The following is a 15544-nucleotide window of genomic DNA, read 5'->3' on the forward strand; positions in this document are numbered from 1 at the left end:
GCGATGAAGATTCTCGTTACCGGCGGGACGGGCTTTCTGGGAAGACATCTGGTCTGGCGCCTGGCGGGGCAGGGGCATGATGTATCCTTCACCGGTCGCGACCATGCCCACGCCCAGCTTGTCATGCGCGCCGCCCCGGCGGGACTCTCCGGCACGATGCGCTTCTGCGCGCTCGAACATGGGCGAGCCGGTGCCGGAGAGCGGTTGCGGCATTATGCGGCCGGTGCGCAGGCCATGGTGCATTGCGCGGGCCTGGCCGCTCCGTGGGGAAGTCCGTCGGCGTTTCACGCCGCCAATGTGGCTTCGACCATGGAGGTGCTGTCCGCATGTCGCGACCATGGCATCGGCAAGCTGGTCCATATTTCCACGCCCAGTCTCTATTTCCGGTTTGCCGATTGCGTCGGCATTGGCGAAGACGAACCTCTGCCGCCTCCCGTCAACGACTATGCCCGCACCAAGTGGCAGGCCGAGCAGTTGGTGCAGGCGTCCGGTCTGTCGCAGTGGGTCATCCTTCGACCGCGCGCCATCTTCGGTCCCTGGGATAACACGCTGTTGCCACGTCTGTTGCGGCTGGCTCAACGGGGACCGGTTCCCTTGCTACGCGGAGGCAATGCATGGCTTGACCTGAGCTACGTGGACAACGTGGTGGATGCGGTGGTGCTGGGATTGCGCCATGCCGGGCCGGTCGGAACCTACAACATCAGCAATGGCGAACCCATCGAGGCGGCCAGGCTCTTCGTCCGCCTGGGTGAAGCCTTCGGGATTCCGATCCGCACCGTCCATCGCTCTTACACCATGGCGGACATGGCGGCGCGTGGCCTGGAGGCGTGGGCGCGAATCATCAGCAGAAAGGAACCTGTCATTACCCGTTATTCACTGGGCGCCATTGCATTCTCGCAGACGCTGGACCTGACCAGGGCCAGGGCGGAACTGGGATACGAACCCGGCATTGGACTGGATGAAGCCATCATCCGTACCGCTGCCTGGTGGAAGGCGCAAGCTCGCTCATGACGCCACATCTCGAATTCGAACTGCTCAAGGTGGGCCATTGTACGCATCCGGAATGCGTGGCCATGCGTGGTGGTCGTTGGGCGTCCGTGCCGTTCCCCGCCTTGTGCGGACTGCTGCGTCATCCGCAACGGGGATGGCTGCTGTTCGACACCGGTTACAGTGCGCATTTCATGGCGGCGACGCAGCCATTTCCGCAACGGCTTTATCGCTGGACCACGCCCAGTCTGCTGCCCGAGCACGAGCGCCTGACGGTGCAGTTGCGTCGGCGCGGTATCGCGCCGGAAGACATCTCAGGGATCGTCATTTCACATCTGCATGGCGATCATATTGCCGGCCTGAGAGACTTTCCACGGGCGCGTTTTTTCGTCATGCGTACCGAATTGGACAGCATGCGGCGACGCTGTGCATGGAACAACCTGCGCCATGGCGTCCTGCCAGCCTTGTTGCCGGACGACTTTGCAGACAGGCTGCACTTTGCCGATGACTGCCCCACCGTGAAGCTGCCATCCGCGCTGTCCGCCTTCGGCGAGGGGATGGATCTGTTCGGGGATGGCAGTGTGCTGGCGGTGCATCTTCCGGGGCATACGCTCGGGCAGATCGGTCTGGCGCTGCATGATGAGACCGGACGCATCACCTTCCTGTGCGCCGATGCATGCTGGAGCCTGCAGGCGATTCGCGACGATCTCCGTCCCACCTGGCTGGCCCGCCAGCTCTTCGACAATGCCACTCATTATCTGGAGACGTTTGCGCGCCTGCGCCGCCTGCATCTGGCGGCCAGCGACGTCCGTCTGATTCCCTCCCACTGCATGCATTCCTGGCTTTCCCATGACAAGCGCAACGTCTGATTCACTGCGTGTTCTCCTCCATTTTTTGCAGGCAAAGCTGCTCAGGTTCCGCTCGCGCGCTCTGCTACGCGCCTGGCAAGGCATGCAGCTCAGGCGCTTCCTGCGGCGTAGTCTGCCCGGGCTACCCTATTACGCGCAGATGCGGGGGCGAGGCATGGCTGCGCTGCCCATCATCGACAAGCAGGTGATGCTGACGCATTTCGAGCAGTTCAACACGGCCGGCATCCCGCTCGCCGATGCCACGGCCTGCGCCTTGCGGGCCGAAGCCACGCGTGACTTCCGTCCCGAGCTGGAGGGTATCAGCGTGGGTCTGTCCAGTGGCACCATGGGGCCGCGCAGCGCATTCATGGTGTCGCGCCGGGAGCGCCTGAAATGGGCCGGGATCATGCTGGCGCGGGTGCTCACCCCTGCCATGATCCGGCAATTGCTGATGGGCCGACAGCCTCTGAAGGTGGCCTTTTTTATGCGCGCCAACAGCAATCTTTATGACACCCTGGCAAGCCGCCGCATCGATTTCCGTTTCTATGACCTGTTGCAGGGCGTGGAGCCCCATCTGGCTCAGCTTCAAGAGCAGGCTCCCGATATCCTGGTGGCGCCATCGAAGGCGCTGGGCTGGATCGCCGGTGCGCAACTGGATGGTCGGCTGAAGCTGGCCCCGGTCCGCGTGATCGCCGTGGCCGAAGTGCTTGAGCCGGAAGATCGGCATCTTGCCGAGCAGGCCTTCAGTCAGTCCGTACACCAGTTGTACCAATGTACGGAGGGCTTCCTGGCTTATACCTGTTCCCATGGTGTGCTGCACATGAACGAAGAGTATCTCTGCGTCGAGCAAGACTGGCTGGATGAGCAGAAGACACGCTTCATGCCCGTCATCACCGATTTCACCCGTCGTACCCAGCACTTCATCCGATATCGTCTCAACGACGTCCTGCGCGTGCGCCAGCAGCCTTGCCCCTGCGGTAATGCCGCGCTGGCTCTGGAGGCCATCGAAGGGCGCAGTGACGATATCCTCTGGCTGGTCGCCACGGACAGCCAGACCTTGTGTCCGCTCTTTCCCGACGCCATCCGCCATGCAGTGGCGATCCTGCCCGAGGCCGTACCGGATTACCGCATCGAACAGCGTGGCAGGCTGCTGCATATCGCTACCCAGGGCGATGACCGGCTTGCCTATGAGTGCATCGCTACTGCGCTGGGGCAGGTGGCAAAGCGGCATGGGATGCGTAGGCCGGAGTGCGTTCAGAGCGCATTCGTCTCATCGGCGCCTTACACCAAGCGGCGGCGCATCGTGTGTGTCAGCCGCGCCGATGTGAGCAAGCCGGATTGCGTGGCCGATCATGTCTAAGGTCCTCATCCTGGGCGGGCGAGCTCCCGTGGCGCTGGATCATGCACGACGCTTCGCCGCGCAGGGCTGGCAGGTGATCATGGCCGACAGCGTCTCGTGCAGGCTCAGCAGTTGGTCAAGTGCGGTCCACGAAGCAGTGCGGCTGCCGTCACCCCGGCGTAGTCCGGAGCTGTTCGTGGCAGAGATCAGGAGCGTGATCCGTCGGTACGGAATCGACATGGTTTTGCCGACATGTGAAGAAGTGTTCTATCTGTCGCGTTACCGGCGGTCATTGCCGCAGTCATGTCGAATTGTCTGTGACGAGTTCGACAAGCTGCGGACACTGCACAGCAAATGGGACTTTCTCGCTCTGATCCGGCAAGCCGGTGGGCATGCACCAGAGAGCTGGCTGGTCGATGACCTGTCACAGGCGCATGCCTGGGCGCAGGCAAGGCCGGTGGTGCTCAAGCCCGAATTTTCCCGGTTTGGTGTCCACGTACGTATCTGCCCGCAGGGTTTGGCCGATGACATGGCACCGCTGCCTGCGCTTGGGCGCTGGGTGGTACAGCAATACTGCGAAGGCAGTGAGCTCTGTTCGTACAGCATTGCCGACCGGGGGCGGCTGCTTGCGCATGCGCTCTATCGCCCGAGGCATAGACTCAATCGCAGCGCGAGTTTCTACTTCGAGCAACAGCAGCGCCAGGAGGTGCTGGATGTCGTCACCAGGCTGGTCGCCCAACTGGAATTCACCGGGCAGATTTCGTTCGACTGGATCGAAGCAGCGGATGGCCGCCTGTATCCGCTGGAGTGCAATCCGCGGGCGACCAGTGGTCTGCATCTGTTCGGACTCGATGACGACGTTCCTGCAGCGCTGTGTGGTGATGTGGCCGAGATGGTCTTCCCGCCCCAGGGAGCGGCGTGCATGCTTGCCCCGATCATGTATGGCCCGGGCCTGTTCAAGGCGGTCACCGGTGGACAAGTGGCGTCCTGGCGCGATGACAGTCGCCGCGCCCGTGACGTCCTTTGCGCATGGCCGGATCTGGCGCCGCTGGCGGGCGGTGTGGTCGATATGGCGTGCTTTGCCGCTAACGCGCTGGTGCGCGGCTGCTCGCTGAGAGAAGCTGCCACCAGCGATATCGAATGGGACGGCGAGGAGCTTCCATGTCTGTAGCCTCCATGTCCGGCAACGGCGACTTTGCTGCGCGCACCCTGGCCTATGCGAGCATTCACCGGAGCGTGCCGACGAATGGCTTCATCGCCAACCTTGATACCGATGTCGCGGTACTGACGCATGGACAAGCGGTCATCCCCTGTACCATCAACCATGGTCCGCCCGGAGATGCCTGGGTGTGCTCCCCCTCTGTCACCTATGGGGCATACCTGGCCGAGGAAGTGGATCGTTCGTTGCCGCGTCTGTTGGCGCGACCTGCCAGAATGCTCTGCGCATGGCCTCTGCGTATGCTGGAACGTGCCGGGCTGGATCGTTGCGTCACGCTCAACAACTGGATGCTTGCCACCAATCTATTTCCCAGCCTGGATCCTGCTGCCCTGGACGAATGGATAGCACAGGCACGCCAGCGCTGGCCAACGCACGCGATCTGGCTGCGGTCGCTGAACATGTGCCATAACCGCGAGTGGATAGCGCATCTTGTGGCGCGCGGTTTCCGACTGCTGCCTTCACGCCAGGTGTATCTTTTTGATGCGCCGGGACGCGGCGCGCATGCCAACATGCAACGCGATTTCCGTCTGCTGCGGACGACTCCCTTGTCGGCGGTAACGTCGGAGGATTTCCTGGACGCAGATTATCAACGCATCGAGACCCTTTACGCCATGCTTTACATGGACAAGTACTCACGTTTCAATCCGCGCTACCGCGAATCGTTCTTCCGGAACTGGCATCGCAAAGGCCTGCTGGAATTCAGTGGCTTCCGCGATGCCGATGGCGTGCTTCAGGCAGTGGTCGGCATGTTCGCGCAGGACGGCGTGGTCACTGCACCTGTCGTCGGCTACAACACGGCGTTGCCGGTCTCGCTTGGCCTGTATCGCCTGCTGATGGCCCGGGTGCTGGAGCTGGCGATGCAGCGGGGCTGGAACATCAATTTCAGTGCCGGCGCGGCATTGTTCAAACGCTTGCGCGGCGGACGAGCAGAGATTGAATACAGCGCGGTGCTGGATAGTCACCTCGGGCTGCGTCATCGCAGCACCCTGTCGGCGGTGCGATATCTTGCCTCGCATGTCGGCGTCCCACTGATGAAAAGGTATCAATTGTGACTCACTGGCCCGAGCACCTTTACGCAGGTTGGTTCGTGGTCGCGCACAGCGATCATCTGCGCCGCGCTCCCCGCGCCGTTGAACTGCTGGACCAGCCTCTGGTGCTGGCGCGCGATCGCCAGGGGCAGGCTTTCGCTCTGGTCGATCGCTGTCCGCACCGTCAGGTGCCGCTATCGGCCGGCCGCATGATCGACGAAGGGTTGCAGTGTCCTTACCATGGCTGGATTTTCGGCAGTGACGGCCGCTGCAAAAAGTTGCCCGGTCTGCTTTCCGGCGAGACGCCGCCCGCGGTCAGTGCTACCCGTGTTCCTTGCGTGGAAGCCGGTGGCTGGATCTGGGTCAAGCTGCGAGAACAGGGCGCTGCGGTCCCACCGGATGCCATGACATCAGCGATGAGAGATGCCGTCGCCCTGACCTGGGATGACCGTTGGAATGCGCCTGCTATCGATATCATCGAGAACTTCCTCGACCCCTTGCATACCCATACCATTCATCCAGGGATCGTGCGTAGGGACAAGCAGCGTAGTACCATCAATGCGGCACTGCGGGCCGATGCCGATGGCTTCACGGTGGACTATCGCGGGCAACCCAGCCAGAGCGGACTCATCTATCGCCTGTTTGAATCGGAACGCAGCAAGGAGCGCGTGGTCTTTCGTGGTCCAGCGTCGGCGCGCATCGAGTATGGATACAGCAATGGCAGCGAGGTGCACATCACCTTGCATTTCACCCCGGAGAGCGCGGGTCGCACTCGGCTGTGGGGGCGGCTGGAGGTGCGCGGCCGGCGTGTGCCAAGAGCCCTGTTGCGCTGGCTGCTCAGACCGATGTTGCTGAAGGTGGCGCGTCAGGATCAGACCATTGTGGAAATGCAGTATGCCAACCGGCTGAAGTTCCCGCCCGCGCGTGGCGTCAGCACGCGGCTCGACATCGTTCGTCCCTATCTCGATGCCTTCTGGTCCGGACAAGACACGCCGCCAGCCAGCGAGGATGACGTCGTCATGTTCATTTGAGGCTATAGGGACCTCTTGCGTCCCGCGCTCAGTTTCAGCGCCTCCTTGCGCATCAGCCCGGCCGCCCCGCTGATACTGTTAGTCCGGTAAGCCAGGTGCAGCGGCGCTTTCAGCTCGGGCGCGCTGGTCAGCCTGAGATAGACCACCCCCTCCGCATTGACCCGCGTCATCGACGCCGGAATCACCGCCACGCCCACACCTGCTGCCACCAGCGAGAGCGTGGAAAGGTTCTTGCGCGCCTCCTGGATCACCTGCGGCGAGAAGCCGGCGGCATGGCAGGCGGCGATGATGGTGTCGTACAGGCCAGGTCCGTTGGGCCGGCGCGTCATGATGAAGGATTCCTCGGCCAGCGCCTGCAGCGCAATGCTCTTGCGCTTGCCGTGGTCGGCCAGCGGATGGTCGATGGGCAGGGCGGCCACCATGTCTTCGACCAGCATGGTCTCTATCGTCAGCCCGCTGGCGTCGCCCACCGGCGAGCGCACGAAGGCCAGGTCAAGCCGCTTGCCGCGTAGCGCTTCGATCAGTTCATTGGTATTGCTTTCTTCCACCGTCATGACCACGTCGGGCGCATCGGCGCGGAAGGCGCGGATCACCGAATGCACGAAGGGATGCAGCGAGGCCGATTCGGTGAAGCCCACCGCGATGCGGCCCATCTTGCCCTGGGCAATGCGGCGCACGCCGGCGACCGTGGTGTCGAGCTGGGCCAGGATGGCGCGTGCGTCGATCAACAGTGCCTGACCACTGTCGGTCAGCTCCATGCCGCGCGGCATGCGGTTGAACAGGGTCACGCCCAGCTCGCGCTCCAACAGCCGGATCTGCTGCGACAGCGGCGGTTGCTGGATGCCGATGCGCTCGGCTGCCTTGGTCAGGTGGCCCTCTTCGGCCACGGCGATGAAGTAGCGCAACAGGCGCAGGTCGATGGCAGGTGACATATCTATAAAATATGGATAAACAATCTGACATATATTAGACAAAAACCCTCCCCAAGAGTAGCCTTTCATCCATGCGGCAATCACGCCGTATCCGCACCAAGAGATCACGATGATGAGCACTCCCACCCCTGGCCCCGATGCGCGGCCTGTTCCCACTACCCGGGATATTTTCCTGGGCTTCCTCGGCCTGGGCATGACGGCCTTCGGCGGCGCGCTGCCGCTGGCGCACCGCATGATCGTGGAGCGCCGCCGCTGGCTCTCCGAAGCCGAGTTCGTCGAACTGCTGGGGCTGTGCCAGTTCCTGCCCGGTGGCAACATCATCAACCTGTCGGTGGCGCTGGGCATGAAGTTTCGCGGCATCAAGGGGGCGGTGGCCGGCATCACCGGTCTCATCGCCGTGCCCTCCATGGTGGTGATCCTGCTGGGGATGATCTACCAGCACTTCCAGCATGATCCCAACGTCAAGCACCTCTTCGCCGGCCTGGCCGCTGCAGCAGCGGGCCTGCTCATCCAGATGGCCGTGAAGATCGCGCTGCCCCTGCGCAAGAACCTGGTGCTGGCGGCGGTGGCGGTGGTGTGCTTTGCGGCCATTGCGCTGCTGCGCGTTCCGCTGGTGTGGGTGATGCTGGTGATGACGCCCATCAGCGTCCTGCTGACCGCCCGTTATGGCCAGCGTTTCGCAGCCAAGCCGCAGGCGGCGCCCGCTGCCGACGCCGGCAAGAAGGAGGGCGCGCAATGAGCCAGACCCTGATCGCATTGGCCATCATCTTCACGCAGTTGTCGGTGCTGGCCTTCGGTGGTGGCAACACCATCCTGCCGGAGATGCAGCGCCAGGTGGTGGAAGTCCATCACTGGATGGCGGCCGAGGATTTCAGCGCGCTCTTCGCGCTGGGCCAGGCCGCCCCCGGCCCCAACCTGATGGTGGTGCCCCTGGTGGGCTGGCACGTGGCCGGCTTCTGGGGCATGCTGGTGAGCAGCCTGGCCAAGTTCGGGCCATCCTCCATCATCACCATCATCATGTTGCACGTGTGGGAGCGCTTCCGCGACAAGCCCTGGCGCGCCCATGTGCAGGCCGGCCTGTTGCCGGTCACCGGGGGACTGGTCGCGGCCTCGGCCTACCTGATCGGGCAGGCGTCGATCAGCCACGGTTTCCTGGCCGTCATCACCGCAGTTACCGTGGTGATCAGCCTCAAGACCAAGGTCCATCCCCTGTGGCTGCTCTTCGGCGGTGCGCTGGCCGGGTTCTTCTATCTCGGCTCGTTCTGAACGCTCTTCCTGTCTGACCAAGGCTCCTGCGGGAGCCTTTTTTATTGGCCGTCCACAGCAGATGCGCCATCTTTTTGCTGACAAATGCTGACTTACACCTTGGGGGCCTTGACGCGCTGAAAGGGCTGGTGACGTCACTGAGCACAACTCTCACGTAGTCTCACAAAGTCAAATCCTGCTGATTATCCCATTGCACGGTAAATTCATCATTAAATGTGAGATTTATTGTCATTTTATAAAAATAAAAATGTGTATTGGCGATCTTTCAACATGAACACGATTTGCAACACTCGTCAGGATTCTTGTTTTGCGAGAATGTAAATCTGCGTAAAATTGCGGCCTGGCATGATTTCCATACAGAAATCTTCTCGCGCATCAGGCAGACGGATCATCTTCATAGACAGATTCGCACCCAGGCAAGCGCAACGAAACAACAAAAAACAATGAATCAAGATCTTCCGGGAATCTTGCGCGGCTTCAGGGGCCTGCGCAGGAAGGGGTTTGCTTTACCTGTCGTTTTCTGTCTTGCCCAGGTCGGCTGCGTGTCCGCTGCCCTGGCGCAGGTGGGTGTCTCCGCGCAGGAGTACCAGCGTCAGCAAGAGCGCGAGCGTGAGCTGCGGCGCCAGCAGGAGCGTGCCCCCGATGTCAGGCTGCCGGGGCAAGCGGTTGCACCATCCGGTCAGCTTCCCGCGGCCGAGACTCCGTGCTATCCCATCGAGCGCATCGTCCTGCGCGGCGACGAGGCCGACCGCTTCGCCTGGGTGCTCAGCGGCGCTGATGCCGACGTGGCGGGACGCTGCCTGGGTGTGCAGGGGATCAACGCGGTGATGGCGCGCCTGCAGAATGCCATCGTCGAACGCGGCTACGTCACCACGCGCGTACTGGCCGAACCGCAGGACCTCAATCATGGCGTGCTGACCCTCACCATCCTGGCGGGCCGCGTGCGCCGCGTGCGCTTCGCCGATGATGCCGATCCACGCGGCACGCAGTGGAATGCGGTCCCGGTGCGCCCGGGAGAGATCCTCAACCTGCGCGACATCGAGCAAGGCCTGGAAAACTTCAAGCGCGTACCCACCGCCGAGGCGGATATCAAGGTCGAGCCTGCGCAGGGGGAGGGCGCGCTGCCCGGCGAGAGCGATCTCGTCATCAGCTATCGCCAGGCATTTCCTTTCCGCCTGACCGTATCGCTGGACGACAGCGGCTCGGACGCCACCGGCAAGTACCAGGGCAGTATCACCGTCTCCTATGACAACTGGTGGACGCTCAATGACCTCTTCTACGCCAGCTTCAACCACGACCTCGGCGGTGGCAGCCCCGGCGTACACGGTACCAGCGGCTACACCTTTCACTACTCGCTGCCCTTCGGATACTGGAGCCTGGCCCTCACCACCAGCAGCAGCGACTATCAACAGACCGTCGCCGGCCTGACCCAGAGCTATCTCTATCGCGGCAAGAGCGATAACAGCGAGATCAAGCTCTCACGCATCGTCTATCGCGATGCGTCGCGCAAGACCTCGCTGTCGGGCAAGGTATTCCTGCGGACCTCCAGCAATTACGTCGACGATACCGAGATCGAAGTGCAGCGCCGCCGCACCGCAGGCTGGGAGCTGGGCGTGACGCACCGGGAGTTCATCGCCGATGGCTCGCTTGATCTCGGCCTGGCCTACCGGCGTGGTACCGGCGCCCTGTCAGCCTTGCAGGCGCCGGAAGACATCTACGGCGAGGGCACCGCCCGCTTTTCGCTGGCCACGCTGGACGTGGCACTGACCCAGCCCTTCGCCATCACGGCACCGTGGGGCAAGCAGGCCATGCGTTACAGCCTGTCGGGACGTGCCCAATGGAACGGCACGGCGCTCACGCCCCAGGAACGTTTCTCCATCGGTGGCCGCTATACCGTGCGCGGCTTCGACGGCGAGATGACGCTGCTGGCCGAGCGCGGCTGGTTCGTGCGCAACGAGCTGGCGGCAGCATTGGGCGGCAGTGGCCAGGAAGTCTTCCTCGGCGCCGACTACGGCGAGGTCGATGGCCCATCGGCACGCACCCTGGTGGGCCGGCATCTGGCCGGCGCCGTGCTGGGCCTGCGCGGTGCACTCGGCAGCGTCTCCTACGAAGTCTTCGCCGGCACGCCACTCTCCAAGCCGGAACGCCTCAAGACGGCGCCACTCACGGCCGGCTTTTCTCTCACCTGGTCGTACTGACAACGGACAGCATCATGGCCTCTTCCCCCCGATACGAGATCCTCGCCCCGCGCCTGCTGGGCAGTGAATTCAACGAAGCCACCGCCTTCGGCTCGGCCGCCTGGCTATGGCTGCACTCGGCGCGGCATCGCAATGTGCCGATGCATACGCTGTCCACGCTGCTGCTGCCGGCCATCAAGCAGGGCAAGTTCGTGCTGGTCTCCGAGCAAGGCCAACCGGTCTTCTACATGAGCTGGGCCGATCTGGATGAAGAGGCCGAGGCCCGCTACCTGCGCCACTCGCCCGAGCAGATGCGGCAGTCGGACTGGGACAGCGGCGAGCGCATGTGGATCCTGGACTGGATCGCCCCCTTCGGCCACACCCGGTTGATGAGGCAACTGGTCGGCAGCCGCCTGCTGCCCAATCGCAGCTTCCGGGCGCTCTATCACAAGGGAGACAGGCGCGGCCTGCGCATCAAGGAGATGCACGGCATGGCCGTACACCCGCGCGAAGCCCGCGCCTGGTTCGAGCAGCATCCGCCGGCATGGCCAGAGCGTATCGGTGAACCTGCCGCTCCCGCCCACCCCGGGCATGCCATCGACGCCACCATCGCCACCACCATCGTTATGCCCGGATTGTCTGCCTGAGCCATGAACAAACTCTGTTATCGCGTCATCTTCAACAAGGCCCGCGGCCTGCTCATGGCGGTCTCCGAACTGGGCCGCAACCACAGTGCCGGGATGCTGGACGGCAGCGCTCCCGGCATTGCCGCCGTGGCTGCTGCGCGGCTGCATCCACTGGCCTTCGCGGTACTGGTGCTGAGCGGCGCCCAGCTGCTGACCCTGCCGCTGGCACACGCCCAGATCATCGCCGATCCCTCGGCACCGCGTTCGCAGCAGCCGGTGGTGCTCAACACCGCCAATGGCCTGCCGCAGGTCAACATCACCACACCCAGCGCGGCCGGGGTATCGCGCAATACCTATACCCAGTTCGACGTCAACAAGCCCGGCGCCATCCTCAACAACGCCCGCAACGATGTCCAGACCCAGCTGGGCGGCTGGGTGCAGCGCAACCCCAATCTGGCCACCGGCACGGCGCGCGTGATCCTCAATGAAGTCAATTCCAGCAACCCCAGCTTCCTGCGCGGTTACGTGGAAGTGGCCGGCGACCGCGCCCAGGTCGTCATCGCCAATCCTTCCGGCATCACCTGCGACGGCTGCGGCTTCATCAATGCCAGCCGCACCACGCTGACCACCGGCACGGCCATCATGAATGGCGGCAACCTGGAGGGCTTCGTGGTCCGGCGCGGTACGGTCACGGTGCGGGGCGATGGCCTGGATGCCAGCCAGTCCGACTACACCCACATCATTGCCCGCGCCACCCGTATCAATGCCGGCCTCTGGAGTCGCGAGCTGCGCGTGACCACCGGCGCCAACCGCGTCGATGTCGATAACCAGCTCATCCAGAAGCAGGACGGCGACGACAGCGCACCCACCTTCGCCATCGACGTGGCGCAACTGGGCGGCATGTATGCCAACAAGATCATCCTGGTCGGCACCGAAGCCGGAGTCGGTGTGCGCAATGCCGGCAACATCGGCGCGGCAGCGGGCGAAGTGCGCATCAATGCCGCGGGGCACATCGAAAACAGCGGCAAGATCCAGGCCAAGCAGAGCGCCAGCATCACCGCGACCGGGCTGGACAACCGCGCCGGCAAGCTGCAAGCGAGCAGCGATATCGAGGTCAGGCTGGGCAGCGGCACGCTGGAGAACAGTCGGGGCCTCATCGAGACCAGCACCCGGCTCACCCTGGAGGCGGGCCGCATTGGCAACCAGGACACCGGTGCCAGCAACCAGGGCATCCACGGCCAGAACATCAGCGTGCAAGCCGACAGCGTGGACAACCAGCGCGGCACCCTGCTGGCCAGCGCGACCCAGACACTGCAAGTCGAACGCAACCTGGACAACAGTGCCGGCGTGATCTCCGCCAATGGCATCCTGTCGATCAGCGGCAGCGCCCTGGCCATCAGCAACGCCGGCGGCCAGATCGACAGCAATGCCAAGCTCACCGTGCAGGCTGCCAGCATCGTCAACACCGATACCCTCGCCGCTGCCCAGGGCATGCATGGCAAGACCGTCAGTCTCGACGCCGACCGCATCGACAACCGTCGTGGCAAGCTGCGCGCCGATGACAGCATCGGCATCATCGCCGCGGGGACGGTGGACAACCGTGGGGGCGCCATCTCGGCCAGCGGCGGCGTCACCATCGACGACCGCAACGATGCCGTGGCCGCGCGTAACCTGGCTGTCAGCAATGACGGTGGCCTGATCGAAACCAGTGCCGTACTCTCCATCAAGGCGGCCCGCCTGTCCAACACCGACACCACGGCAAGCCATCAGGGCCTGCAAGCCAACCGCCTCACGGTGGACGCCGACACCATCGACAACACGCGCGGCACCATGCTCGCCACGGGCAGCGCTACCCTGACCGGCAACGGCAGCGTGGACAACAGTGCAGGGACGATCTCCGCCGGTGCTGCCCTGAAGATCGCCGATCGCCGTGCCGATACCAGCGATCCCGGCCGGACCCTGGCCATCACCAACACCGGCGGCAAGCTCGACGCCGGCACCAGCAATGTCATCGACAGCGCCGCCCTGAGTGGCGACGGCCAGGTGCTGAGCCAGCAGTCCACCAGCATTCGCCTGACCGGCGACTTCAACAACACCGGCACCGTGCGCGGCAATGGCAGCGTCGATATCGACAGCGCCGGCACCCTCCGTAACGACGGCCTGATGCAAGCCGCCACCCTGCTCAAGCTCAAGGCGCGCACCATCATGAACGGCGCCACCGGCAGGCTGGTCGGCAATCGCCTGCAGCTCAACGCCACCGATGCGCATACCCTGATCAATCGCGGCCTCATCGATGGCCAGGACACCTTCATCACCACGCAGGCCCTGCACAACCTGGGCACAGGCCGTATCTACGGTGACCATGTCGCCATTGCCGCGACCAGCATCGACAACGAAGCCGAAACGCTCAGTGGCGTCACCTCCGCCCCGGTGATCGCTGCCCGTGACCGTCTGGACATCGGTGCAGAAACCCTCAACAACCGCGAACACGCGCTGATCTTCGCGGGCGGCGACATGGCCATCGGCGGCGCCCTCGACAGCAACAACCGCGCCACCGGCCAGGCCGGGACGGTCAACAACAACAGCGCCAGCATTGAAGCCCTGGGATCGTTGAAGCTGTCTGCGCGCACCGTCAACAATACCAATGAACATTTCAGCACCGAGGTCGTGGAAGTCTCGCGCGAGAGCAAACGCGAATTCCAGTATTCCGGATCCGGCGCGCGCTATGACGACAGCCAGGTCGCCATCATCAACGACGAAGCCGACGACATGTGGCTGCGGGACGCCAACGGCAATCCGGCCAACAAGCTGGGCAACGACTTCAATCGGTATGACTTCACGCGGGTGGTCACCGAAACACGCGTCAAGGAAAGCGACCCGGGCAAGATCACCGCCGGTGGCGCGATGACCATCAATGCCAATGTCGTCAACAATGACAAGAGCCGCATCATGTCCGGTGGCGCACTCGGCGGCACCATCGGTGTGCTCAACAACACTGAAGTCGCGGGCGAGCGCACCATCACCGACAGTGGCACCGCCTTCCACTTCTACAACATCGAGAAAAAAGGCCGCGACGAGCAGGGCGTCTCCAGCACCGGCTACTATCCCGGCGCGGTGATCCAGGCCATCAGCCTGACCCCGACGGTCTACCTGCAGAACACCGCCGTGGCCGGCAGCGGCACCCAGGTGGGTGCGCTCAACAACACCAGCATGAGCAATGGCGTGCGGGTACCGGGCGCGGCGCTGGCCATCGGCGGCGGCGCCGCGATCCGCCTGCCCAACAACAGCCTGTTCTCGGTCAACACCAACCCGGCCATGGGCTACCTGGTACAAAGCGATCCGCGCTTTACCAACTATCGCAACTGGCTGTCCTCGGACTACATGTTGCAGCAATTGAACGTCGACCCGACGCTGACGCAGAAGCGCCTGGGCGATGGCTTCTACGAACAGAAGCTGGTGCGCGAACAGGTGGCCGAGTTGACCGGCCGCCGCTTCCTCGACGGCTACAGCACTGATGAAGCGCAATACCGCGCCCTGCTGGACGCCGGCGTGACAGTGGCCAAGCAATACAATCTCAAGGTTGGCGTGGAACTGACGGCCGCCCAGATCGCCGCACTGACCAGCGACGTGGTCCTGCTGGTGGAAAAGGACGTGGTGCTGGCCGACGGCAGCACCACCAAGGCCCTGGTGCCGCAGCTATACGTGCGCCTCAAGGACGGCGACATCAACGGCCACGGCGCGCTGCTGGCCGCCGACAGCATCAATCTCAAGATCACCGATGCCGTCAACAACAGCGGCACCATCGCCGGTCGCAACCTGCTCACCATCGACGCGGCCACCATCAACAACAATGGCGGGCGCCTGACAGCCAAGGACGCCACCGTCGTGGCGGCGCTGGACGTCAACAACATCGGCGGCACCATCGATGCCGGCGACAAGCTCAGCGTCAGTGCCGGCCGGGATCTGAACCTGGTCTCGACCACGCGCGACAGCGCCACCGACCAGGCCAGCCAATATTCGTCGACTTAAGGTTGGTGTAGTCATTTCGGTTGAGTGAAATTTTGTGCAGGTATCAATGTTTTTCAGTGTTG

General features: G+C 63.5%; 12 protein-coding genes. 11 read left to right on the forward strand and 1 reads right to left on the reverse strand.

Annotated features, from left to right (window positions below; genetic code table 11):
• Positions 1-3: 3 nt before the first annotated feature.
• Genes ACIPHN_RS20220 through ACIPHN_RS20245 form a run of 6 tightly spaced genes read left to right on the forward strand, consistent with a single transcriptional unit; the run spans position 4 to position 6452 of the window.
• Positions 4-1011: an NAD-dependent epimerase/dehydratase family protein gene (locus ACIPHN_RS20220; protein WP_400439247.1), complete on the forward strand. Its 1008-nt coding sequence runs from the start codon at positions 4-6 to the stop codon at positions 1009-1011.
• Entirely contained in the window at positions 1008-1856 is an 849-nt protein-coding gene (locus tag ACIPHN_RS20225; RefSeq protein ID WP_400439250.1) for an MBL fold metallo-hydrolase, read from the forward strand. The genes ACIPHN_RS20220 and ACIPHN_RS20225 overlap by 4 nt, the downstream gene beginning before the upstream one ends.
• Complete coding sequence (locus ACIPHN_RS20230; protein WP_400439253.1) at positions 1837-3195, forward strand: F390 synthetase-related protein; 1359 nt, start codon at positions 1837-1839, stop codon at positions 3193-3195. Before ACIPHN_RS20225 ends, ACIPHN_RS20230 begins: the two co-directional genes overlap by 20 nt.
• Positions 3188-4345: an ATP-grasp domain-containing protein gene (locus tag ACIPHN_RS20235; protein ID WP_400439255.1), complete on the forward strand. Its 1158-nt coding sequence runs from the start codon at positions 3188-3190 to the stop codon at positions 4343-4345. Before ACIPHN_RS20230 ends, ACIPHN_RS20235 begins: the two co-directional genes overlap by 8 nt.
• Positions 4336-5445 (forward strand): hypothetical protein, encoded by a 1110-nt coding sequence (locus tag ACIPHN_RS20240; protein ID WP_400439258.1) that lies wholly within the window; start codon positions 4336-4338, stop codon positions 5443-5445. Before ACIPHN_RS20235 ends, ACIPHN_RS20240 begins: the two co-directional genes overlap by 10 nt.
• 35 nt (positions 5446-5480) lie before the next feature.
• Entirely contained in the window at positions 5481-6452 is a 972-nt protein-coding gene (locus ACIPHN_RS20245; RefSeq protein ID WP_400439261.1) for a Rieske 2Fe-2S domain-containing protein, read from the forward strand.
• A 2-nt stretch (positions 6453-6454) separates the two neighbouring features.
• Here the strand turns inward: ACIPHN_RS20245 and ACIPHN_RS20250 are convergent, their stop codons facing one another.
• Complete coding sequence (locus tag ACIPHN_RS20250; RefSeq protein WP_400439263.1) at positions 6455-7384, reverse strand: LysR family transcriptional regulator; 930 nt, start codon at positions 7382-7384, stop codon at positions 6455-6457.
• Positions 7385-7493: 109 nt separating this feature from the next.
• Between ACIPHN_RS20250 and ACIPHN_RS20255 the strand changes: the two genes are divergently transcribed.
• The 5 genes from ACIPHN_RS20255 to ACIPHN_RS20275 all read left to right on the forward strand — a co-directional run bounded on the left by ACIPHN_RS20255 (position 7494) and on the right by ACIPHN_RS20275 (position 15482).
• Positions 7494-8123, forward strand: coding sequence for a chromate transporter (locus ACIPHN_RS20255; RefSeq protein ID WP_400439266.1), 630 nt, complete (start codon positions 7494-7496; stop codon positions 8121-8123).
• Positions 8120-8650 (forward strand): chromate transporter, encoded by a 531-nt coding sequence (locus ACIPHN_RS20260; RefSeq protein WP_400439269.1) that lies wholly within the window; start codon positions 8120-8122, stop codon positions 8648-8650. Before ACIPHN_RS20255 ends, ACIPHN_RS20260 begins: the two co-directional genes overlap by 4 nt.
• Positions 8651-9192: 542 nt before the next feature.
• The gene (locus ACIPHN_RS20265; RefSeq protein WP_400439272.1) at positions 9193-10848 is read left to right on the forward strand and encodes a ShlB/FhaC/HecB family hemolysin secretion/activation protein; all 1656 of its coding nucleotides are present in this window, start codon (positions 9193-9195) and stop codon (positions 10846-10848) included.
• Positions 10849-10862: 14 nt separating this feature from the next.
• Positions 10863-11474, forward strand: a complete 612-nt coding sequence (locus ACIPHN_RS20270; protein ID WP_400439275.1) for a toxin-activating lysine-acyltransferase — start codon at positions 10863-10865, stop codon at positions 11472-11474.
• Positions 11475-11477: 3 nt separating this feature from the next.
• A complete protein-coding gene (locus tag ACIPHN_RS20275; RefSeq protein WP_400439278.1) occupies positions 11478-15482 on the forward strand; it encodes a filamentous hemagglutinin N-terminal domain-containing protein in 4005 nt (1334 codons plus the stop codon).
• The last annotated feature ends 62 nt before the right edge of the window (positions 15483-15544 follow it).

It is taken from the genome of Herbaspirillum sp. NPDC087042, from assembly GCF_044745245.1.
Taxonomy (GTDB): Bacteria; Pseudomonadota; Gammaproteobacteria; order Burkholderiales; family Burkholderiaceae_D; genus Herbaspirillum.